The sequence below is a fragment of the Gracilinema caldarium DSM 7334 genome (assembly GCF_000219725.1).
Classification (GTDB): domain Bacteria; phylum Spirochaetota; class Spirochaetia; order Treponematales; family Breznakiellaceae; genus Gracilinema; species Gracilinema caldarium.
In genome coordinates, this window is the sequence record NC_015732.1 from 2219203 (window position 1) to 2242430 (window position 23228).

Annotated in this window: 12 protein-coding genes; 3 read left to right on the forward strand and 9 right to left on the reverse strand. The window is 44.6% G+C overall.

The genetic code is table 11. The features are described from left to right. Positions 1–12 precede the first annotated feature (12 nt). On the forward strand, positions 13–828 hold the full coding sequence (locus tag SPICA_RS10100) for a phosphohydrolase (RefSeq protein ID WP_041396210.1): 816 nt from the start codon (positions 13–15) through the stop codon (positions 826–828). A 7-nt stretch (positions 829–835) separates the two neighbouring features. Here the strand turns inward: SPICA_RS10100 and SPICA_RS10105 are convergent, their stop codons facing one another. Beyond that, on the reverse strand, positions 836–1822 hold the full coding sequence (locus SPICA_RS10105; protein ID WP_013969408.1) for a DUF5692 family protein: 987 nt from the start codon (positions 1820–1822) through the stop codon (positions 836–838). A 133-nt stretch (positions 1823–1955) separates the two neighbouring features. On the opposite strand from SPICA_RS10105, the gene SPICA_RS10110 reads away from it, so the two are divergent. Next, positions 1956–3137: a glycosyl hydrolase family 18 protein gene (locus SPICA_RS10110; protein WP_169311874.1), complete on the forward strand. Its 1182-nt coding sequence runs from the start codon at positions 1956–1958 to the stop codon at positions 3135–3137. Positions 3138–3238: 101 nt separating this feature from the next. Continuing rightward, complete coding sequence (locus SPICA_RS10115) at positions 3239–3919, forward strand: TIGR00266 family protein (RefSeq protein ID WP_013969410.1); 681 nt, start codon at positions 3239–3241, stop codon at positions 3917–3919. Here the strand turns inward: SPICA_RS10115 and SPICA_RS10120 are convergent. The 8 genes from SPICA_RS10120 to SPICA_RS10155 all read right to left on the reverse strand — a co-directional run bounded on the left by SPICA_RS10120 (position 3908) and on the right by SPICA_RS10155 (position 23226). Next, positions 3908–5116 (reverse strand): ATP-binding protein, encoded by a 1209-nt coding sequence (locus SPICA_RS10120; protein WP_013969411.1) that lies wholly within the window; start codon positions 5114–5116, stop codon positions 3908–3910. The two genes, SPICA_RS10115 and SPICA_RS10120, sit on opposite strands and share 12 nt — an antisense overlap. Positions 5117–5220: 104 nt before the next feature. After that, complete coding sequence (locus tag SPICA_RS14935) at positions 5221–6789, reverse strand: methyl-accepting chemotaxis protein (protein WP_417935148.1); 1569 nt, start codon at positions 6787–6789, stop codon at positions 5221–5223. Between the two features lie 33 nt (positions 6790–6822). Next, positions 6823–8286, reverse strand: coding sequence for an IS5 family transposase (locus SPICA_RS10130; protein WP_013967564.1), 1464 nt, complete (start codon positions 8284–8286; stop codon positions 6823–6825). A 2-nt stretch (positions 8287–8288) separates the two neighbouring features. Further along, complete coding sequence (locus SPICA_RS10135) at positions 8289–8822, reverse strand: hypothetical protein (RefSeq protein WP_013969413.1); 534 nt, start codon at positions 8820–8822, stop codon at positions 8289–8291. A 111-nt stretch (positions 8823–8933) separates the two neighbouring features. Further along, entirely contained in the window at positions 8934–10181 is a 1248-nt protein-coding gene (locus SPICA_RS10140) for a hypothetical protein (protein WP_041396211.1), read from the reverse strand. A gap of 75 nt (positions 10182–10256) precedes the next feature. Further along, positions 10257–20375 (reverse strand): Ig-like domain-containing protein, encoded by a 10119-nt coding sequence (locus SPICA_RS10145; RefSeq protein WP_013969415.1) that lies wholly within the window; start codon positions 20373–20375, stop codon positions 10257–10259. A gap of 202 nt (positions 20376–20577) precedes the next feature. Then, positions 20578–21921 (reverse strand): TolC family protein, encoded by a 1344-nt coding sequence (locus SPICA_RS10150; protein ID WP_013969416.1) that lies wholly within the window; start codon positions 21919–21921, stop codon positions 20578–20580. Between the two features lie 3 nt (positions 21922–21924). Then, positions 21925–23226, reverse strand: coding sequence for an ABC transporter permease (locus SPICA_RS10155; protein WP_013969417.1), 1302 nt, complete (start codon positions 23224–23226; stop codon positions 21925–21927). Positions 23227–23228 lie beyond the last annotated feature (2 nt).

The following is a 23228-nucleotide window of genomic DNA, read 5'->3' on the forward strand; positions in this document are numbered from 1 at the left end:
TATATTTACTATATGAAATCACCAAAAGAATTGGCCATGGATAAAAAGCTCCTGGCCACCGTAGAAGAATTAATCGGCAAAGGTATACCCCTTAAGGCTACCCAAATACTCCTTGAAGATGATGAAATTCACGCAATGCAGGAGTATGCCAATACAGTCTCTATAAAACGGCTAGGTTACAATGATCACGGCCCGGTCCACATGCGGACCGTAGCCCTGAATGCAACAATTATGATGGGCCTCTTAAAACAGGCCGGGATCCGAACCAGCCTCGAAGCAGAAGAAGCGGGAACCTTCGAAGAAAGCCTCGTAGCGGTCCTTCTGGCTTCTTTTCTCCATGATCTGGGAATGACTATTGGCAGGCAGGACCATGAACTCCACAGCTGTTACCTGGCCTACCCCATCATCGATAGGATCTTACAGGTGCTCTATCCTCAGGACATACAAAAGCGGGTCGTAACCCGGTCCCTGGCAATCGAAGGTATTGTGGGCCATATGGCAGGCCGCAAAATCCATTCCTTGGAAGCGGGAATCATTCTCATTGCCGACGGCTGCGACATGGAAAAGGGCCGGGCCCGCATCCCCATGGCCTTAGCCCACGAACCGCGGGTAGGAGACATTCACAAGTATTCAGCCAATTCTATTGAAACGGTAAAACTTACCGCAGGGACAGAAAAGCCCATCCGCATCGATGTAACCATGTCTGCAGAGGTGGGCTTTTTCCAGGTCGAAGAGGTACTCCTCGGCAAAATTGCTTCCAGCACCGCCAAGGGCTTTGTAGAGCTCTACGCCTCAGTGGTGGGCGGAGAGCCAAAACGGTATTTGTAAGAAGGACTTATTCAGCCAGGGCTTTAATAGCCTTATAAGCCTTCAGGTCCGTATACAGCTCACCCAGATAGGGGTTCCGTTTTGTCTTTATAACCTTATATATCATATAGATAAAGACTGCCACATTGCTCGCCAGCGACAGGGCTCCCCAGAAGGTATAGATTGCAGGGTTATAAGTTGAAACAACCATTGCTAAGCCCTGATCCTGAAACATGGGAAAAGTCTGTGCAAACATACACCAGATGGCTAAAGTAGCCGCCCGATGCTGTAACCATGCACCCTTCCCTAAGGTAAAGGCACAAAGGGTAGCCGCAAGCAGGAGGGCAAAGCCGGCATACCAGGAATGGGTTGGCAGGCAGTTATATACATAGGTAAAGTTCCAGAGATCATAGGCAATAATCCAGAACCACAGCATATCAGGCCAGAGCATATCCCGGCTCTTATCTTGTTCAGTTTCCTTCCGGATCACAATACCAAACCAGCCGGTAATGGTGATGATGTTCAGAATACCCGCGATGCCATTCATAAAATTCCAGGGGCCGCCCAGCACGCCGGTAACTTCCCCTTCGATAGGACCTGAATTGGATCCAAAGAAACTCATCCCAACCTGAAAGTCCCGAGTGACTGCTTCGAGGATATTTATGGCCAGAATAAGCGCAGGGAGGGTGAGCACCCACTTCTTATCCCGAAGCCGCCATACCACGTTCCCTGAGGGATCTTTTTTTTCAACAAATCGGATGAGCCAGAAAATGATACTTCCAGCCGTAGCTGAATACACCTTTGCCAGGTGAAACCAGTCAGTATAGGTCTGTTCAGGGATGATAAATATCCAAACCAGAGTAAGAAGAATTGGCAGTATAAAAAAGCTAAAAAAACCAAACCATTTAAAGCGTCTAGAAACTTCATTAAACCCAAAGAGAGCAGCCAGCACTAAGAACCAGATGCCCCAAGCCGAAAATGTAGTTGCCCCTGCGGCGGTGTTAAAACTCCACATATCTCACTCCTGTATTTTTACATCCTTAAGCATTTTTTGTGCCCGGATGGTATGTAAACCTATAATATTTTATAGATTAAATTTTCACTGTCAAGTGATGCTTTTCCCTCAAAGCCTATGCTATACTGAGGATATGAAACAATATAAATGTATAAACAGTATATTGATGGGTCTTTTGGCTGTCATGGTACTTTTGTCCTGCGCATCTTCGCAAACATTGCCCGCTGCTAATCCGCCTCCAACGAACACCCTCGCCCCAGATCCGACTCATGATCCCACCCCGCCTCTGCAAGCAAGTCAAGTTTCGTCCGCCCCTATAGTGCAACCGGCACCAGCATCCCCACAGGAAGAGTTTCAGACAGTTCAGACAGAGCCGATTCCGGTAAAACTCATCCGCGAAGAGCCCCCCATTTCTGGTAAACCTGAACCGGTCACCTTCCGGGAAATTTGGGGCTACGTGCAGGCTGGTGAAGAATCGGCCCTGGATCTCGCCTGGCCTGTGTCGGATGTAGCCCTTTTTAGTGCAAGCATCAGCAGTACGGGGAAACTGAAGGGAATACCTAAACGAAGTAAGCTCTCCGGCTATACCGGCAAGGTACACCTTGTGGTAGCAGAACTGGGGAACTATGCCCTAACCCATTTCTGCCTGAATCCGGCCTATCCGGTGCGATCCAGTCTTATCACCCAGATTGCAGAGGCCGCACAAAACTTTGACGGTGTCCAGATCGATTTTGAAGCTGTACTCACCGATGACAAGGATAATTTTATCAGTTTTCTTCGCTCTATTAAAAGCCAAATAGGGAAAAAGACCCTCAGTATTGCCCTGCCAGCACGAACAAAAAAAGTGGCCGAAGCCTATAATTACGAACAAATTGCCCAGGTGGCTGACCGGATTATCATCATGGCCTATGACGAACATTGGAGCGGCAGTACCCCGGGCTCCGTAGCTTCTCTAACGTGGTGTGAAAAGGTAGCTGACTACGCCTTAAAAACCATTGGAAATAAAAAGCTTGTCATGGGCATACCCTTTTATGGCCGCGCCTGGGGCGAAATAAACCCATCTCGGGCCTATCGTTTTTCCAGTCTTTCTAAATTGATGGAAGAAAAGGGCATCCAGGAAACTTCCCGAGTCGATGGCAGTGTTTATTTTGAATATAGCGAATTGATAAAAGTTAAAGTCTTTTATGAAGACCATCGTTCTGTTCATCAGCGGGCAGAGCTCTATTATACCCAGGGTATTAATAATATCGCTTTTTGGCGCATCGGTCAGGAAGATAGGACAATATGGAATTTTCTGCATGTGCAGAGTAAATAAAGCCCCACATACAACGATTTCAGGGTATGAAGTCCTAGCAATGTATTTCAGGTCCGAATGCATTATACTTTACTGTAAATTAATTATTAGGAGACAGATTGATGAAATTTTCTATTGAACAGCGACCTGTATTCAGTGTACTGAGGCTTATTTTCGAGGCTGGGGAGCAGGTTCGGGCAGAAGCCGGGGCGATGATCAGCATGAGCGGCACCATGGAGCTTAAGGCAAAAACCAGCGGCAAGGGGGTATTCGGAACCCTTGGGGCTATGATGGGAGGCGAAAGCCTCTTTGCTTCTGAATATACTGCTGGGACCTCGGGAGACGAGTTAATCCTTGCCCCATCCTATCCTGGGGATATTCTGCACCTGCCCCTGCGGGACGAAACTATTTTTGCTCAAAGCGGTGCATACCTGGCAGGGTCTACCCATCTACAGCTATCTTCCCAGGGATCCCTTAAAGCTCTTGTTTCGGGTGAAGGGCTTTTCTTGCAAAAAATAAGCGGCTCTGGCGACTTGTGGCTCGCTTCCTATGGGGCTATCATCGAAAAACAACTGAATGCAGGGGACGAATATGTGGTAGACACGGGCAACATGGTTGCCTTTGATGCAAGCCTTAGCTACACCATTCAAACCGCATCCCGGGGACTTTTTTCTTCCATGGCTTCCGGTGAAGGCCTCGTCTGCCGTTTCCGAGGCCCAGGCCGCCTCTGGCTCCAGACCAGGAGCATCTCTGCACTAGCCCAGACCCTTAAGCCCTATTTCCCCAGCAGTTCAAACAGCTAAAAGGAAATCTATAAGGTTGATTGTTTTTATGCCGTTACGTTCTATAGCCTGGAATTCATCCAGGCTAAGAATGTACTTCGGATAACTATCCTGTATCCGCTCTAGAGGTCTAAACTCACGGTTAATCACTTCTTCATTAGGTAAAAGATAGCATACTTGGAAATAATGTTTTTCATTCTGCTTTTCCGCAATAAAATCAACCTCCATAGTATCGAATTTACCAATATGGACAGAATATCCCCTTTGTAGCAATTCAAGGTATACAATATTTTCAAGCAATCCATTTATATCTCTATCTTTATAGCCTAATAGACCATGGCGTAAACCTATGTCACCGGCGTAATATTTGCTATACAATTCTAAAAATCGAAGTCCTTTAATATCGTATCTTTGAGTTTCATATACAAGAAAAGCCTTTTCCAGGTAATGAATATAGTTCAGCACCTTATCCACCGAGGCTGTGAGTTTTTGGGCTTTAAGATAATCAGAAATTCTTTTTACAGAGGTAATGTTGCCACAGTTATCAAATACATACTTAATCACATGATCCAGCAAAGCAGGATCTTTAATATCATTACGTTGAATCACATCTTTTAAAACTATAGTACTATATATTCCATGTAAGTAAGTAAACACAGCACTATCGGATAATTCAAAAGCATGAATGCCTGGAAGCCCCCCATAACGCAGAAACAAAGAAAATTGTTCCTTTACTGTATTATCAGACCTCTGGTGAAATGCACAAAATTCTTTAAATGTTAGCGGATATACCTTAAATTCTATGTATCTGCCTGAGAGTAATGTGGCAAGATCCGATGCAAGCAAATGTGCATTGGAACCAGTGATTGTTATATCGGCAAAGGATTCAGAAAACAGACTGGCTATAGCTTTTTCCCAACCAGATATCTCCTGTATTTCATCAATAAATACATATCGTTTTGCATAGTGTTTATCTAAGAAAAAGCCTTTTACAAATTTATATAGCTCCATATAAGAGGTTATAAAATCCCACTCAAGCAACTCCTTGTTGATATAGAGAATTGCATCGGAATCTGTACCCTTATCCTGCAACAGCCTTATAAGTTGTAGAATAAGCGTACTTTTACCAACCCGCCGCATACCAGTTAATACTTTTATAACTGGCGTATCAAAATAGGGGAAAATAGTGTTTATATAGCTACTTCGTTTAATTTCCATGTTACACCACTATAAGCTTCGTCTGCAGACGAAACTAGTATAATAAAATTAAAGAGTTTCGTCTATACACGAAACTCTTTTTATTATTCCTGGAGCAGGTGTACTTATGTGTCAGCCTGTAGCTTAAAGAAGTCCATTAAGCTTTGCAGGTCCCGGGCCATGTCGGCCAGGGATTCAGAGGTAGAGGCGATTTCTTCTGCCATGGCGGCATTTTGCTGGACCACCTGATCAAGCTGAGTCATGGCATTGTTTATTTGACCGACTCCTGCGCTCTGTTCTATCGCAGCCCGGCTAATTTCCTGAATAAGCCGGGCCGTCTTTTGTATGTCCGGCACCAGGGCCTCGAGAATTCTACCTGTTTCTGATGAAACAGAAGCGGTCTCTTGGGACAGGGCAATTATTTCGGTGGCCGCATTCTTGCTCCGTTCTGCAAGTCTTCTCACTTCTTGGGCCACAACGGCAAAGCCCTTGCCATGTTCACCAGCCCTGGCGGCTTCTATGGCTGCATTTAATGCTAAAAGGTCTGTTTGTCGGGCAATTTCTTCTATTACCAAAACCTTTTCTGCTATTTTATTCATAACCAGAATAGCATTCTGAACTGCTTCCTTGCTCTGTATAGCCCGTTCAGCGGCAGACCGTGCAATGAGGTCCGTTTCCTTTGCATGGTCTGCGGTCATCGCAATATTTGATGCCATTTGTTCTACTGACGAAGCGACTTCTTCTGCCACCGAAGCCTGTTCCGAAGTGCCTGAGGATAAGTTCTGCGCTGAGTTACTCAAATCCCGGCTGGCAAATACGATATCATTAGATGCTTGCCGTACCTGGCTGACGATTTTAGAAAGCTCCTCGGTCATATTTTGCAAAGACCGTGCCAAATCGCCAATCTCGTCGCTTCTGCCAGCGCTATGTTCATCAATATGATTAAAGAGTTTTCCCTGGGCTATGGTGTTAGCCTGACCTATAATGGTGAGAATTGGTACAGTTATGCTGTTAATAAGGATAAGAAGAACCACAATAATCACCAAGGATACGAGAATACTTGCAATCCTGAATTGAACCATGGCCATATCCAGATCCCGGAATGCTTCTTTATCGGGGATGGCGAAGGTGAAAAGATAACCAAAATTGGTGTATCCGTAATATATGGTGTGGGAACTGCCGTTAATTTCAATCCGCTCTATACGGTCAATAGTCCCTGCGGGCAGACTTTGGTTCAGTTTTGTGACCCAGGACAGGAATGCTGGTTTCTGGGCATCGTCTGCAGAATCCTTTCGGTAGGGTTGGAAGATATATTCCTGATTCTGAGCATACAGATAACGACCCGTTGCGGGGTCTAACAGGAAAAGCTGGGAATGCTCGGTTATTTTTACATCCTTAAGCAATGTTTCCAGAAAACCCAGGGTCAGGTCCGCCGTAGCAACCCCAAGAATGCGGTTATTTGTATCCACCATAGGACAGTCCACCGTAATATAGATGGAACTGGTTCGTTTTTCTGGGGGTATATCGGCTAACGTTTGTCCCTGTAAGAGGTAGAGGTAGGGTTCAGTAATAATATATTCCTTAGGCAGTGGGGTTTTCCGGTCATGGTTCAGGGGCAGGGCTGAGGTGTACCAGTCTTCGACCACATAATTATAGTTGATGTAGGGCCTACTGAAAATGTCTAAAAATGATATTTCAAAACTTTTTTACGTTAAAATGGGTTTAATTTAGTATACTAAAACTTTCAAATATGATTTATGAGGTTTAAAACCAAGTAAAAATAAAAAGCGCATAAAAAGATCCCTCAGGATTTTTTCACAGTTGGTCAGCAATACACATACCATAATTGCTGTTTCACTAGTTTCGCGTAATTTTTCATAGATTGTACCAAGACCAAACTTTCGTTTCATATATCCAAAGCCACCTTCAATCGCTTGTCGAATGGCTTCGTCAAGTCTTTGAATCTTTCGTAGCTGTCGTACTATCTTTTTATTCTCTAATGTTTCTTTAATCGGTCTGCCTAAGGGTGGTCCAGACAATCGTATTCCTCGAGCTTCACAATAGGCTCGGTTTGCTCGTGTCCGATATATTTTATCGGCATGCACCGATTCCGGATATCGACCACATCGCCTCTTATATTTTTCTATTTGTGTTGGCAAATCTTCTTGTTCGTTATAGGGTTCCCATTGTAATCGATCTATAAAAATCATCCCGTGTTCGGTCATCGATGCTGATAGTTTTGCTCCGAATTCAAAGGCCGCTTTTGCTTTACCTCGGGCTATTGGTCGTACATGGGGTTGACTGATACTGACGATTTTTCCCGATATCGAATGGGTCTTTCCCTTATACATCTGTACCTGTTGCCGGTAAACCTCATGTATCACGATAAGATCACGTCGCTGTTTTGCACTCAACGTTGTACTGGGAACCTTGTTTTGTAATTCATTGATAGTCCGTAAATTACGTCGTATGTATTGGAGTTGGGTCCGAATCGCTCTGCGTATTTCTTTTTTTGTTCTTCGTCGCCCTCGTATAAAATTGAGATATTTGATACGGGCCTGTTTTCTATAGGTTCGTGGTTTTATGGTGAGCTCACTCGCTTCATATAACGTATCAATTATCTTTTCTGTTTTCCTTCGCGCTTCATCCAATAAAGTGACATCATGGGGATGCCGGATATCCTGGGGGACGCACGTGGCATCTATAATGAGTTGCCCTCGATTTCCATGATCATGGTCATCCTTTTGGTTTTCTTTGTTCTGTTTTTTTTCAGATTCTGCTTCTACCTGTTCTTGATACCGTTTCGCTATCAACTCATTTATCTGTGCTATTGCATCAGGTCCAAGCCGTTTTCGAAAATGAACCATCATGCTTGGATCAAAGGGTTTTTCATCTTTGTAAGATTCATATCCTAAAAAATATTGCAGGTAATGGTTCTCTCGTATTGTTTCTACCGTTTCTTCATCTGTTAATTGTAATTTCTCTTTTATCAATAATGATCCCAAGGCGAGCCGTACGGTCTTGGCTGTTCTTCCAATTCGTTTTGAAAAACATTTTTTATATTCAGCTTCTATCTCTTCCCATGGAATAATTGCGGCTAATCGTACCCATCGATTATCTTCTCGTAAATGTCCTCCGAAGGGTACATAAAAGTCTTCAAACTCAGGTACCTGTTCCTTTTCCTTATACATCGTTACCCCATAGTAAAGTGCACGCTTTTTAAGGCCTTACCCCTTTCTTCCGTGCACTTCTTATTGAGATTATCTCTGTATTTGCTTCTTTTGTAAAGAGTTGTTTGTTTTTCAGGAAGCCCGATGTACGTCTCATCGAGCTGAAACTTTCCATCGCTGTATGATGCATAGGGTCCAAAAAATTCATATCCGGGGATAACGCCCTTATCATAAAAGAGCCCTCCGCCCGCCAGGGGTTGGAATCCTAAGGTCGACAGCAAGAGGTTGATGGCCCCTTCGGGGCTCATGCCTTTTTTGTCCCGCAGGGATTCTCCGACGATGCCGCCGATTTTTCCAAGGGTCCTGGCGGTAGCAAGCTGGCTGTCGGTGTAGCGATTAAAGTCCTGTATATATTTATAGACCGTAAGGCCCATCTTTTCATGGATTTGTTTTTTCATTGTATTGGATAGATTCATCTGGTTCACCAGAAGGGTAATGCCAAAACCAAGGACAAGCACCAAGAGGATGCTGATGGTAAATTTAGTCTTAATGTTCATGAGCAAGCCTCCCATTGTATAGTCTATGCAATAGCGCTACAAATACAAGAAAAATAGTAGGAGAGATGGTGAAGGCCACAGTTACAGGGATGACTGTGGGTGATGGGCTGGTTATTTTTTTGCTTGGTTTTTTAGTAAGGCTCTGAAAGCTGAAAGCCATTCCGCCCTTAGGGTAGAAGTTTTTTCAGTTCCTATATTGCAGGGAACCACGGTACTCCTGATAATACTGTCTAAGAACATGCGATGGTCCCTGTTAAGCAGGGGGGCATCGAAGGAAATAGCAAGAAAGGGTGTTTTTTCGTTTAAAGTCCTCAGAGCTTCCTTTGTTTTCATATAATCAAAAAGGGCTGTATCAGTTTTTAAAATATGGTTGCCAAAGGGGCTTAGGTTGATAAGCCTAAGGGGAAATAGTGGTTTAGCCCCCTGTATATCGGTTACTAATTTCACTCGCCAGGCAAGAAGTCGGGTTGTATAATTTGTCTTTTTATAGCTATAGGGGCCAAATAAAACCATAGTCTCTTTTACAATATCCATCTGATTTTCTAGATCACCCTGTGTATAATATTGCCATTGGGAAGGCATATACCCAGCATCTTGTAAGTCTGCAAGGGCTGTGAGGAGGACTCTTCCGGGACCACTAGAAAAGAAAGGGGATGTTAGGTCGAAAGTTACTGTACTCCCCTGAGCAAAACCTAAAACAGTAGGGTCCTTTGTTTCATAGGCCTGTACAAAAAGCTGGGGCAAGGAATCCCCTTTATCCGCCGAAAGGCCCGAATAGAGCACCGTTAGAAAGGCAAAGAAATCATCGTCGTTACCACCGTTTATAAGGATAACAAAGGGGCCAGGGCTATAAATTTTTGCAAGCCAGTCAGCTAGTGATTTATTGTTGATGGTATGAACCATTGTGTTGGTTATTGCTTGTAAACCAGTTTCCCCCTCGCTCTGGTAGGGAACTAAGAAAACATAAGGGTCCATTATATAGATATCTTGTATATCCTTTTGTGGGAATAGACTGTTTCCTGTAATAAGACCTTTACGCTCTACATTGAAGGGCCGAACTTCTATAAAAGACCTATCCCGATTGCTGAGCCTGAGATACCAGGGAGCCTGTTCTATAGAACCTTGAACGACCACCTGCTTTTTAAAGCCGGCCCACCAGGGACTGAGCGAACTTGCAAGCTCTGTGGGAACATGTATAAGGCTGACTGAACGGCCATATACCCAAAGTCCGCCATAGAATACGCCTGCTAAAAGCAACAAGATTCCTAGCACAAGGGCAGGCAGGCCTGGTTGCTTGCCCCTCTGGTTTGTAGATCGTGGCTCTTTTTTTCTGGTTGACCGTATGGTTTGTTTATTCAATTTCTATTCCTTTCGGTGTTTCAGGTGCGCCTCGTGGGAGGCGCTTAAATCTAGTGTGTCTATTGTTGATCTGAATTATTCATTTAATTCTGCTAATGCAGTAAGATATTCCACCCCCTTTGCACCGGGAATATTGTTGCAATATCCTACAACTGGCAAGCCATTTGTACCAACACCGACATTGAATCTGTTAGTATCACTGTCAATAATCCTGTATGGTAGTATTTGAACCTCCCACTTGCCATTAAGCTTGCCTGATGAGTCAACAACACCATCAGTAAGTGTTGCAATATCCGGAGTTCCTTTGTACCAGGCAATCTTGGCTGTATTCCCGACACCTTTGTAAGAAATATATGGTGTATTGCTGTTTGTCGGGACGGTAAGCGTTAATTTATCACCGACTGTCAAGTATGAATCCACGATAACGCGTTTCCTTGTAGTGGGATCGTTGTATGTTGGTATATAGATATACACAACATCACCATTGAAAGAATCCTGATACGCGATATGCACATGACTGTCTTTATCGACAACAACCGATACAAAAGCACCGCCGCAATTTGTGTCAAGCGACACCGGTGTTGACCATGTTGTATTGGCGTCATTTGTGGCGTAAATGTAATAGAGCGTTGTTCCTGAGTAGTAAATAAGCACAGCACGAGCCGTGCTAGCGCCAGTACTAACACCTACTACCGCGGAGTAGATGCCTAGATTGGTACCGGTGCCGATGTATTGTCCCGCGTTGGTATTACCAGCATTATTATTCTGGTTAAATCTACGGTTATTGGTTTCGTTATCAGTGTAAACAGGCCAGGTACCATTTTGATTGCTTTGAATAATTTCGGTATTATTAACATAAAGGTTAGTAGCAGTATCGGTTACTTTGGTCGCATTTGCCGGTACTCCGCCGCCGACACTGGTCTGGTTGGTTCCCGTTTTAAAGTAACGGAAAATAATCCTGTCATCTATTGAGTCGTAAGTAGAGTAGAACACATGGCTTAAAGAGCTGTTGCCAACTAGCTTAACAGTAGGATATTGGTAGCGGTCAAGAACGGCAAGATTTCCGGATTTGTAAAGATTATCTAACCAAACATTGTAATCACGGTAAAAATAGGTGGTGCCATTCCAAGTTGTGTTTGGCGGATTGTAGTATAGATTAACCATAATACCACCTTTATCACCGATAAAATCGGTTCCCAGCTGAACTACATTGATGTCATAAAGCGCAGCCCGATTATTGTCAGTATTAAGCGCAAGCGAGGTAAAGGTAAACAAGTCCCAGTTTTCATATATTTTAATTTCGCTTGTTCCGTCCCAATACTGCGCAAGACCATAGCCTTCCGAGTTGTTAACATAGGCAAATTGTGGAGTGTTTCCGCTCATTGCCATGGAAGGATATACAGCGTTTTTCGCACGCGGAGCAGATGCGTTAAGCCTTAGCGGATTGTAGTCCCAGACTGATAAATATACATCATCATTGAGAGAAGTTTGCAGGAGCGGAGTAACCATGGCATTGGTGGGTAGAGTGTCGTTGTTGATGCTGTTCAAGCTTGGAATTCCGTTTGCTATTATTGTCAGGTATCCGCTTCCTCCTGTGGCAAGTGTTACTGTAAGTTCCCGGTTCGCGGTAACTATTACAGCGGTCAATCCTGTTCCCTGTTTTGTTGTGTAAGTCGCGTCATAGGCGTCAGGATCTTTGGAAATGCGGATATCACTTAAGGCTCCAGTAAGAGTAGTCGGCGCGAGATTAAAGCCCTTTACTGTGATTGTTTCATAACTTGCGGTGCCTGTTGTCTTAACCCATACCGGGTATTTACCGTCAGCGCTTCTGTTGTAGTCGCTGCCGAGCAAAGTGTTGAGGAGCGTTACTACATCGGTAATATACGGCACCACATCCACTTTCATAATGTTAAAGCCGCCGGTAAGGCTTGTTGTATCATTAGGGCTGGTCGGGGTTTGTATAGAACTATTGGGAGACCCTGCCTTTGCATCTTCAGCCCGGACCCGGATGCGCACATTGCTCCTGGCTACCCCATTTACCGTGCTACTATCCCACTCGAATTTCCAGCTTACAGTATGCCCTGACTCCAGGCTCAGACTCTGACTGGTGGCACTCCAGGTTCCCAGGGTATTTGTTCTGGCCACGAGCCCATTGTTGCTGCTACTGAATTCTGCAACCTGTTGTTCTTCAGTGCCATCAACCACACCATTTCCATTTAAATCGATCCATATATAGAGGGCAGAAATCCGCTGGTTGTCAGAGGCTTCACCACTGAACACAATGGTCCCACTTACGTCCGCATCGTTACCAAAGACTTCGTTGGTCTTGTTAAAGCCTGAGTTCTGATTATCCCAGGGGCTCTGGTCCCAGGGTTCTATATGGCCCTTCCATACAGATCGATCACTGGCATTGTAGTCCTTTACATCAGTTGCGGACAGTTGGTTCAGTCTCGCCGTTGGGGCCACCTCGTCCACGTTATCGATGGTAAGGCCCACGGTAATGGTACCACTCAGCTCATCAGTGGGGTCACCATCATCGCTGGTGGTACTATCATAGACCAGTATAGTAAATGTACGGTCATTTGAACTGCTACTATCAACAAAGCCACTTGTATCTATTGTAACCTCACTAGAAGTTAAGTTGCTGTTGTATTCAGTTACGCCATATTTTACGGAGTAGCGTATAGTTCCATTTCCGCCGGTAGAATTTATCTTAAAGTAAAGTTTATTGCCTCGAGCGGTAAAGTTCGTGGCACCATAACCATTTGAGATGGGGCTGGTCTGTTCGTTCGCATCAAGCACATCCCCGTCTCCATTCAGATCAGTACCAAGTACGATGGATGTAATAATTGGCTTATGATTGGCCACATAGGCATTGGTCGAACCGCTCACATTATTCCCCGCAAAGTCGTAGGCTACATAGTGAACTTCTACCTTGCCATCTGCTACTAAGGTTGAATTGAACTGGGCCGCCCATTGGTAAGATCCTCCGCTAATGGTAAGCCACTCTGCATAGCCGTCCTTATCACCAGCAGAACCGCTGTCGTTACCATCTTCCAGGCGGTTATCAATAACAATTCGGTAATCATCGTAAGTAGGATCATTAAGATCAAGGACTCCGCTAAAGGGAAGCGTTGCAACTCCGGTTCCTTTAAGACGAAGTACACTCGTACCCTGTTGCAGGTAGACCACTACCTGCTTAATGCCGGAGATCACGCCTGTATCCTTCACCGTACCTTGGACTTCTGCCTGGCTCCCAATGATTTCTGTGCCAGCCGTATAGGTCAGATTCGTGGGCTGAATATTATCCACATTAAAACTGAGACTCTGGATACTGTGGAAACCGCTCGTATCGATGGCATCAAAGGCTACAGCCATAATTCCAGATGAATTGGGGAAGAGCCCTGCTTCAGTTGTATTAATCGGGACTTCGATCCGGTAGGTCTGGTAGCCCGCCACATAGCCAGGTTCTCCGCTATTCACCAGTACTGCCCGGGGTCCGCCAGCAGGGGCTCCAATTAGTTCCTGACTGGAAATTCGGGGACCTTCGTGCTTAAAGATGATACTCTGCAAGCCGCTTTCGTCCCGTACATAACCAGTGATAGTAAAACTTCCACCCACGGTACTATTCGTTTCATGGGAGAGGTCAGCGTATTGCGGTACCGTCTTATCAAAGGTGATGGTCCGGATTACTTCGATTCCGGGGATTCCATCGCCAGGAGTAGTCTTATAGTCCCAGGCCCGTACCTTAAATTTGATGGTCTTCGTTGTTGCGGTGCCCGTTGGGTTGAATTCTCCATAGAGATTGATGGTCTGGTACCAGCTTGTGGTTCCATTCACCACATACCAGGCAGTAGTGGAACTATCATTTTCATCTACCGAGGGCGGGTTAAAGCCAGAGATACTGGGCCACTTATCATCCACGTCGGTAAAGTCCCCATCGTTGTTTATATCAAAGGCAATCTGAACCTTCCAGATGGACTGTCCGTCCTGGGCAATACCAAAGATCCGTTTGTAACCACCAACCGTAGCACCATCGTCGGGATCCAAAATAGTTACCTCAGGCCGGTCACGGTTGGGATCAATTTCCAGGGTATAGGAGGATACATAGGCAATATTTCCAGTCCCAGACAAACCTGCGGTATCCTCCGCCCGGATATATACTTTCATCCGCCAAATGTTAAGCCATGTTTCACCAGCATCCTGAATACCATCCCCATCAGTGTCTCCAATATCAACCGCATAGGTGGTATTGGCATAGGCATTGATGTTATTGAAGGTATAGGACCAGCTTACCGTTCCAGTAGCAGGATACCAGGGGCTACCCTCATAGTTCGTTTCGTTTACAGTCTTACCAATTCCTATTTTAATATTCCGAACTTGAGTCGTAGCATCTTCCGCACTTCCCCGGATGGTTACCTTACCGTAGACACTGCTTAATTCCACAGGATCGATGATGGACACCACAGGTCCCGTAGTATCTACCACAACAGTTCGGCTCACCAGTGTTGTCCGACCCGCCGCGTCGGTAATACGGGCATATATAGTTCGTGTCCCGTCTGGTATAGTAGTGAAGGTATAAGACCAGGTACCACTGATACTGCCTGAACCATTCGACATGGTAGCAAGGACAGTACCACTGGTAAAGTCGGTAGAATCGATTTTAAGTTCTACCTTTGATACACCATTTTCATCTCCGTAGGTTCCTGTGAACACGAGTTCACTGGCCTTAAGTTTGCTGTTTGCATCAGGGGCAGTGAAGGTGCCATCAGGGGCTTCCCGGTCAACCTTAAAGGTAGCGGCAGAACTCAATCCCGTAATAGCGGGACTTGAGGTATCGGTAACCCGGACAATGAGGGTATAGGTACCATCATTTGCTCCAAGGTCGTAGTTCCAGTTCGCCGTAGTACCCCATCCTCCTGTGGGCGCTGTAAGGCTTATCCAGCTTATACCATTATCGGTACTGACCTCGACAGATGCAATTCCATCATCATCGCTGGCAGTTCCATAGACCTTTGAATCAGAAAGGAACGTATTTTGTTGGGTAGTAAAGCTTATTTGAGGCACATCGGTACTCTGATCTATGCGGAAGGTCCGATCAACATTGGTGTTATTACCTGCCACATCGGTTACAATGAGTCTAAGGGTTATTTCATAGAGGCTGCCGCTTATAAGGGTTGCGTAGGTAGTCTCATCATAATTTCGGGTATCAAAGCTGAGGGTCCACTCGGTAGTGCCGGTAGGTGAACCAAGATTCGCAACCTCAGCACCACCCTTCACAATGGCAAGCCGAAGGGCCTGAACACCATAGTTATCGGTACTGGTCCCTGAAAGGGTGATGATGTTGTTAGTTGTGCTTCCTACTCCAGGGCTGGTAAAGCTTCCTGTAGGGGCAGTCCGGTCTACCGTATAGGCATAGCTTTCCTGCCGTTTATTGCCCGCATTATCTTCTGTCTCGAGGGTAACCTGATAGATACCGGTACCACTTGCAGTGGGGATAAGGTTGGTATTAAAGGAAGTACTTGGGGTATTGGGATTCGTAAGAGTACAGGGGGTCCAGTTTACCACCACTGTAGCACCATCTTTAACGACCTTATATCGAACCGCTGCTACCGTACCAGTTGTATCAGTAGCAGTTCCGCTTACCATGAAATCTGCGTTTCGATACCCTGTCGTTGCAGGACTAATACCACTTATGGTTGGAGCACCCGCATCCTGGGTAAAGGCAATGGTTTTGGTGTTAACCTTTCCGTTAATATCGGATATCTTAATCTGCAGGATCTTTGCACCATCAATACTGTTAGTAAAGGAAAAACTACTGAGGGTCTTACTGGTACTGGAACCAGAAAGGTTTGAAGCGGGTATCTGGGTCCAGTCAGGGGACCAGGTAGTTCCATTATCTGCACTAAGCCGATAGTAAAGTGTCTCAGAATTAAGCCCATCATCATCGGTAAGGGTACCGCTAATGGTGATGGTTTGACTTGCTACGGTAGCACCTTCAGCGGGACTACCAATGGTAAGTTCCGGTTTATCCGTGTCCTGATCTACCCTGATGGTATAGGTGGCTATACCACTGTTTCCAGCCTTATCGATGCCCCTGACCTCTACGGTTAGATCGGCTTTATCAGAGTATGCAGTTGTATCAACTGTAAACGTAAAGGTCGTGTAGGGATCGGATCCCACCGGTTGCCATGAACCACCACCAACCCGATAGAAAAGAGATCCAAGGCCATTGGTGTCGCTGGCAGATCCGGAAAAGGTCATAAGGCCATTTCCATAGACTGTCCCACTCAGATTGATGTACGGCGCAGGTTGATTAAAACTTACTACCGGTGATGTAGTATCAATGGTGATTGTTTTTGTTACCGATGAGGGCTTATTTGCTTTATCGAATACAGTGAAACGATACTCGTAAATGCCATCGGATAGTCCCGTGATATTTCGGTTATAGTTCCAATCGCCGGTTCCACTGTTGTACTCAGCAGTTCCAATATCGGTAAAGTTTATATTACCGGGCTTTTTCTCAGCCACCGTTATGTGATCCACCAGGTAATCATCACTTGCAGTCCCGGTAAAGGTTATTGCAGCATTAGCCAGGTTCCCCGAAGGGGTATTCAAAGTAATTACTGGGGTATTTTGATCAATTCCAAAGATCAATTCTGTTTGGTCAGAAATATTGCCAGCCTTATCGACAGCTTTTACAAAGAGCTTCTTTTCACCGACGCCAAGACCAGTCAGATTTATTGTATCACTCCAACTTTCCTTCCCATTGGCAGGGGTCCAGCTCCCTAGATCTGCAGGTGGTGTAAAACCTGTGACTGGTCCAATAACATAGTACACAGTACCAATACCCGCAGAGCCCACATCGCTTGCGGTACCTTTAATTTCATAGGTAGATCCGAAAAGCCATGTATTACCAGGATTCGTTATGCTTGGGGCAACGGGCTTTTGGGTATCCCTGCTTACCTTACGTACTACACTGGTGCTCCGATTGGCCACATCGGTAACTGTTATGGTGTATATAAACGACCCTTCTTCAGGTAATGTAATGTTAGCGGCAGACCAAGTTTTCGTAGTAGTACCTGAACCTAAGGTCACTGGTATATCAACTGTAGTTGTACCCCCTTCTTTTTTCTGGGTAATAGAAACCGAAGCTACTCCATTGGTATCAACGGCAGTTCCACCAAGGGAAAAACTTGAAGTACGGTATTCGGTAGTATCATCGTTAAACACAGAACCATCAATTGTAATATTTGTGATAGTAGGTACATTCTGATCTACCATTAGGGTTATACTTTTTACAGAGCTTAGGTTCCCCGCATTGTCAATCGCTTGGGCTTCAATAGTGTGAAGGCCTTCACTTAATCCACTATCATCGCCTGCACCGTCCGTATCTAAATCGAGGGTAGCAAGCCAATTGGTAGTACCTAGCACATCCTCTTGCCAGGTTCCTCCATCAACTCGATAGCGAATTTTTTGTATGCCACTACCTCCGGTACTGTCACTGCTTGTACCGGCAACTGTAACAGTTAGTCCGGCAACAAAGGAACCAGGATTAGTAATTGATACTGTTGGTGCTATAGTATCAATCCATACCGTTACAGCACTGCTCTGATTTTTTCGCCCAAACTTATCCGTGGCCCGGACCACCAGGGTCTTTTCGCCGTTATTGCTTGCGGCGGTAATTGTCTTCGTCCAGGCTTTATTCTCACCAGGATCTGCAGTTATGTTAAAGTTCTCCCAAGTGGTCCCGTTATCAAAGCTGAACTCGACCTTGCTGATACCGTTCGCATCTAGAACCGTACCCTGCACGGTGAAGTCCCCATTCCGGTAGGGGCCAACAGCATTATCGTCGGTCGCCTTCGGATTAAACACTACCGTTGGCACCGCGGTATCATAGGCAAACCATATCGGCGTCATGGATGCATTGTGTTCGCCATCAGCTGTATCCGCTACATCAATATAAAAACGGTAGGTGCCTTCAGATAGAACACTTACGTCTGGATCACTTATATCTAAAGAAAAGCTCTTAGTAAGATTAGAACCAGCGAGATCAAGGCTTATTGCTTCACCTGAATCGGTAAAGTCTCCATCCTTATTTTTATCTATATACAACGTCGCAGTATCAGGTAGCCCGTCGTCATCCGTAATGGTTCCAGAGATCTTTCCGCCCGAAACTAGAAGATTCTTAATAGTAATCGGATTAGTTGTAGTGTCTCTAATTTTATCTTCCGTTATTACAGTCGGGTCCACCGACGTAAAGGTTACCACCGGCTTATCCGTACTCTGGTCTACCACAAACTGCTGGGCTGCGGCATGTCCTTCGTTCCCCGCCTTATCCTTCGCCACTACCCACAGGTAGTAGGTTGTACCATCGGTCAAGGTCGTAGTGTCGATACTCTGCCCGGCAAGCACCTGCACAATGGCTCCACCTACCGTCGCATCATAGGCCGGCGCATTGCTGCCATTGGTACTGATGAAATATTTCACGCCCTCAACACCATAGAGGTCCCCGGCTATGGCATTAAAGGTAACAGTTTTATTCACCTTGTTTGCTGTAGCATATTTATTAAAACTAGTAATTTCCACATTGGGCGGGGTGGTGTCATAATATACAGAACGGAGTAACGTTGCCGTTTTCCCGCCTACTGTTGTAAGTACTGCCTGGTATTTATACAATCCCTCCGTTGCTACCCCATAAGGTAAAGATCCACTTTTTTTATTAGTAAAGTTTGAAGCAGGAAGACCAGCAGTAATCGTTTCATTCGGGGTTGATGGGAACAGCTCACTTCCCTTTGCCTGATAAATTTCTATTTTTGCAATCTGTGTTGAGTGACTGCCATCAAAACTCATGGTAAAAGGAGCATTCCTAAACATGTTATTTGCATCAATGCTGGTTTCTTCGAAATAAGGAGCTTCAGCATCGATCATAAGTTCGAAGAAATTGGTATGGCCTGTAGTATTCTGATCTGTTTTTGCATACATCTTTAACTTATATTTTGCTGGTGGCAAATCTGAACCTGCGTTATCGACGAGTGCAAAAGAAAAGTTTACCGAATTGCCAATAGAAAGCAAGGTAACATGGGCATCATTTCCTAAAAGGGTACTGATGAGATGTTCATTATAGTCATAAATTTCTATCTTTATTGAATCTGCATCATATTTATCGATAGCGCCGGTGTCTGCAGGAGGCGTAACAATACCGCTCACCTTGGATTTTGGAGGTAGCAGATTTTTTTCCGCATCTTTTAAAACATCAATATTAGTGAACTGAAAATCAATCTGTGGTTCAGCTTCATAGATAAAGCTTCCAAAATTGGGGACGGAGGATAATCGTTTTTTAGATAAAGTTGCTGCAGTTATACCCGATGTTGCACCTTTAATCCCAAGCTGATCAATTTTACCAATCTCATCCATGGCGGGGAAATAGGCATTGGGGTTTACATCATTTTTTGATTCCAATATATCAACACGGTGATAGTAATAGGTATTACTATTGCCTGCGGCATCAGTAACAGCAACATTATAATAATAGGTTTCGTTGTCTTGGAGACCAGCTATTTTATCTTTCAGTTCAAACCGAGTAGTCCAGGTATTGGTCCCATCTGCAGTTACTGGTCCAGCAAGGATAGAACCATCTGCTTTTAACAATGATACTTTTACGTCTTTCACAGTGGTAGCATCATACACTTCACCTTTAACATCAATTGCATCGGTGTATTGGGATCCAGTTTTGCTCAAGGGGCTTGTAACTAATACGGTGGGAGGAATCGTATCGATTATTACTGAAGTAAACGTATTCTGGGTTTTACCTTTTCCATCAGAAACGGTTACATCAATAGTATATTGTCCATCATTGAGTGCATCTGAGGGGTCCGATGCTTTTTTTGTCGTAAAGGTGCTACTCCAATTGCCATTTGTATTCGGTGTAACCGTTGTAGTTTTAACTACGTTTCCTGAGGTATCTTTTACACGGATGGTAAGGCTTGTAATACCATTATCATCGCTTGCTGTACCGGATACGGAAAAGGATTCTCCATTAACATAGCTATTCGGTGTAGGTGCTATAATTTTAGCTAAGGGCGGTTCCAAGTCTACCTTAGCGCCAAGCCCTGCAGTAAAAAGATCACAGCTGGCAATAAAGAGTGCCAACATGGCCAGCGAAGTGAAAGAAAGAACTTTACGTACATGCATATAATCTCCCAATAAAGACACCTACTAATACATAGCAATATTCGTGCCAATAATAAAAAACAAGAATCATGCTAAAGTAATGTTATTTATTATATCGGAAGATTTTACAAAAATGTAAAAATTAACAAGTTTAGAGAATTTTATGAATATTCGACAATATTGGCGAAATTTAACCAACAGGGCGAAATGCTAACCTTAGTCCTTATGGACGTTTTTCGTCTCTGTTAGAAAGATTGGTTTTCGTAAATACAAATCGCGTCGAAAGTGCATCCAGAGCATCCCGAAAGGCTTTTTCTGCACTGGCAACCTGCCAGGTAGAATACAGAACATCTGCATAACCATTCAGCATATCAATTCTAGACTTTTGTCCAAAATGAGCAAGGGTCTCTATTTGTTTATATACTATTTTTGCTGATTCATACGCTGTTATCGTTTTCTTCCAACTGTCTAAAAGTCGATTGAGTTCTCGTACCTTTTGTTCATATTCCTGTAAAACTGTCTGACTAGTAAGCTGAACTTTTTTTTCCTTAATCGCAGCTAAATTTGTTGCAATCCGAGCTTCTTCCCAATAAAGCAAATCCATCGGTACTTTTAGCGAAGCCGAAGCTGACCAGCTCTTAGCAGTTGGTGATAGGGTACCTTTTAAGGTAATATCAGGTTTTGGTTGAGCAGTCCGTGCATCAATCTGACTCGATTCAGCATCCAAAGTGGCTGTTACATAGGTATCGTTTATTGAAAGATAGGTCGACCTATCCATAATGTCATGTAAAAGGAATTCGGATATTTCTGGTTCAGAATTACTAAGTTGTTCTAAATCAGGAATTTCCGATTCATCAATACCTAAATATTGGGCTATGGATTGATGAACGGTTTGATACTTTGCAACCGCTGTTTCATATTCTAACCGAGCTTGGGTCATGGTAACTAGAGAATCGAGCAATTCTGCCTGAGAAGCATCCCCCTGAGTAGAAAGAACCTGGGTTTGCTCATATTCGGCTGTAGCGGCTTGTAATTCCGCTTCTCTATAGGCTGCTTCCTTTTTACTCACTAACAAAGACCGTAGGAGAGCTCGGAAGTCTAATACCGCTGTTCGGAGGGTACTCCTATAGGTCTGAAGGCTCGAGCGATAGTCTATGGTTGCCTTCGAATTTGATTGGGCTAAGGGAGTAATTGTAGCGGAAAGATTCGATGTAAGGTTTCCCTCATCGGTAAAGGTACTTGTTGCGCCTAAAGCAAACCAGTACGTCAAAGGAACTACAAGATTTCCTCCAAAGGTCGTTCCTTCAGTTGTACTCGTTTCGGTAGTAGTACTAAAAGCATCAGAAATAGTTGTCGTTAATTCTAATGAACTGGAACGCCACGCTGGCTCTGCCTTAAGCTGAGCCGCTTTATTTTGTATAGTTAATTCAGCTTTGGCAACATCAAGATTTTGTGCAACAGCCCGTGATACAAGATCGTCCAATGTATCAAAGGCAAAAAGTTCTGGAATTTGAAGTAAAAAGAAACTAAGCAAAAGGACAATACCCAGCTGTATGTTTATCTTCATAACCTATTCCTTTAAGCCATCGACAATTGATGCAGAAGCGGACTTCATTGCCGGAAGGAAGGAGAACAATCCCGAAAGCAATACCGCAATCACCGGAGCCAAGAGACTTCGCGGCTCAAAGAGCGATGCGGTCAAATCGGTACCATTCATCTGAAGTGCTTCAAGAAAAGGATGTAAGTAATTCTTACTAAAACCTTGTATTACAAGGGACAGACCAAAACCAATGATACCCCCCAAAACAGTGAGTTTAAGGCTATTTATTATAAGTTCCAGGGTAACCTTGAAAATGGTATTTCCCAACGCTCGCTTTATAGCCATTTCCCGTCGTCGTTCTGCAGCTTCAGCCATCATGCTTGAAACAACACCAAAGGCTGCGACAATTAAAATGGCAAGACCAAAGAGTTCTGTAATAAGGGACAATCCCTGAAGGGAAGACCTAACCTGTTCCACTGACGAGGCTCCTCCCCGTTCTAGAGACCCCTCCCATACAGCGATTTTTACAGTCTCTAGTTTTTTTGTCTGACTCAGGTAACTGCGTAACCCTGCGGTAATCCCTTCCAGGGGACGGACATCTACCGTGCGCCCTACAAAGGTCCTGGCAAAGGGCATGATGGGGATATCAGCAGGGAACATGACCGTATAGGGTACAATATAATCGGGCACTCCATAGACATCTCGCTCAAAAGCGGTCACATCCCTAAAAACTCCTACAATAGTATAGGAATCATAGGAAGATTCAACCCGATTTGGGGTGCCTCCAACCTGCCGTTGCACGAAAATATTCCGGTCTCCCCGAAAGGTTTTTCCTACCGCATGCTGACTGGAACCATAAAGAAGTGTAGCAGCCCGCTCAGACAATACGGCTACCCGGGATCGATTGGTAACATCAGAGGCAGCAAAGAAACTACCCGCCGCAAACCTGAGACCCATGATATCTGCATATTGTTCATCGGAACCTAGCACAGTACCAGGACGATAGGCAACTCCGGAAACCTCTATTTGCCGCCAGGGCAATTGATTAATAATGGAAACTGCCTTAAACCCCACATTTGCATCCAAGAAAGTCTGTTTATCTTGGGGAATCAAAACAAGGGGAGTTTGCCAATCAAGGGAAGCATCGGCTTCCAGGTTAGCATTGGCTATGATAACTCTCCGTCCACTACTCTGAACTGCTACCGTAACAAGCCGGTCCAATTGGGCAGAAATAGCATAGGAAAGGGCTAACGCAGCGGTTCCTACAATAACCACTAAAACGAGAAGAAACCGACGGAACGTATGACCGGAAATTGATAAAGACATATTCATGG

Excerpts from the sequence above, each read along its gene's own strand:
- SPICA_RS10100 (WP_041396210.1), top strand. The coding sequence starts at position 13 with ATGAAATCACCAAAAGAATTGGCCATGGATAAAAAGCTCCTGGCCACC.
- SPICA_RS10105 (WP_013969408.1), bottom strand. The coding sequence starts at position 1,822 with ATGTGGAGTTTTAACACCGCCGCAGGGGCAACTACATTTTCGGCTTGG.
- SPICA_RS10110 (WP_169311874.1), top strand. The coding sequence starts at position 1,956 with ATGAAACAATATAAATGTATAAACAGTATATTGATGGGTCTTTTGGCT.
- SPICA_RS10115 (WP_013969410.1), top strand. The coding sequence starts at position 3,239 with ATGAAATTTTCTATTGAACAGCGACCTGTATTCAGTGTACTGAGGCTT.
- SPICA_RS10120 (WP_013969411.1), bottom strand. The coding sequence starts at position 5,116 with ATGGAAATTAAACGAAGTAGCTATATAAACACTATTTTCCCCTATTTT.
- SPICA_RS10130 (WP_013967564.1), bottom strand. The coding sequence starts at position 8,286 with ATGTATAAGGAAAAGGAACAGGTACCTGAGTTTGAAGACTTTTATGTA.
- SPICA_RS10135 (WP_013969413.1), bottom strand. The coding sequence starts at position 8,822 with ATGAACATTAAGACTAAATTTACCATCAGCATCCTCTTGGTGCTTGTC.
- SPICA_RS10145 (WP_013969415.1), bottom strand. The coding sequence starts at position 20,375 with ATGCATGTACGTAAAGTTCTTTCTTTCACTTCGCTGGCCATGTTGGCA.
- SPICA_RS10150 (WP_013969416.1), bottom strand. The coding sequence starts at position 21,921 with ATGAAGATAAACATACAGCTGGGTATTGTCCTTTTGCTTAGTTTCTTT.
- SPICA_RS10155 (WP_013969417.1), bottom strand. The coding sequence starts at position 23,226 with ATGAATATGTCTTTATCAATTTCCGGTCATACGTTCCGTCGGTTTCTT.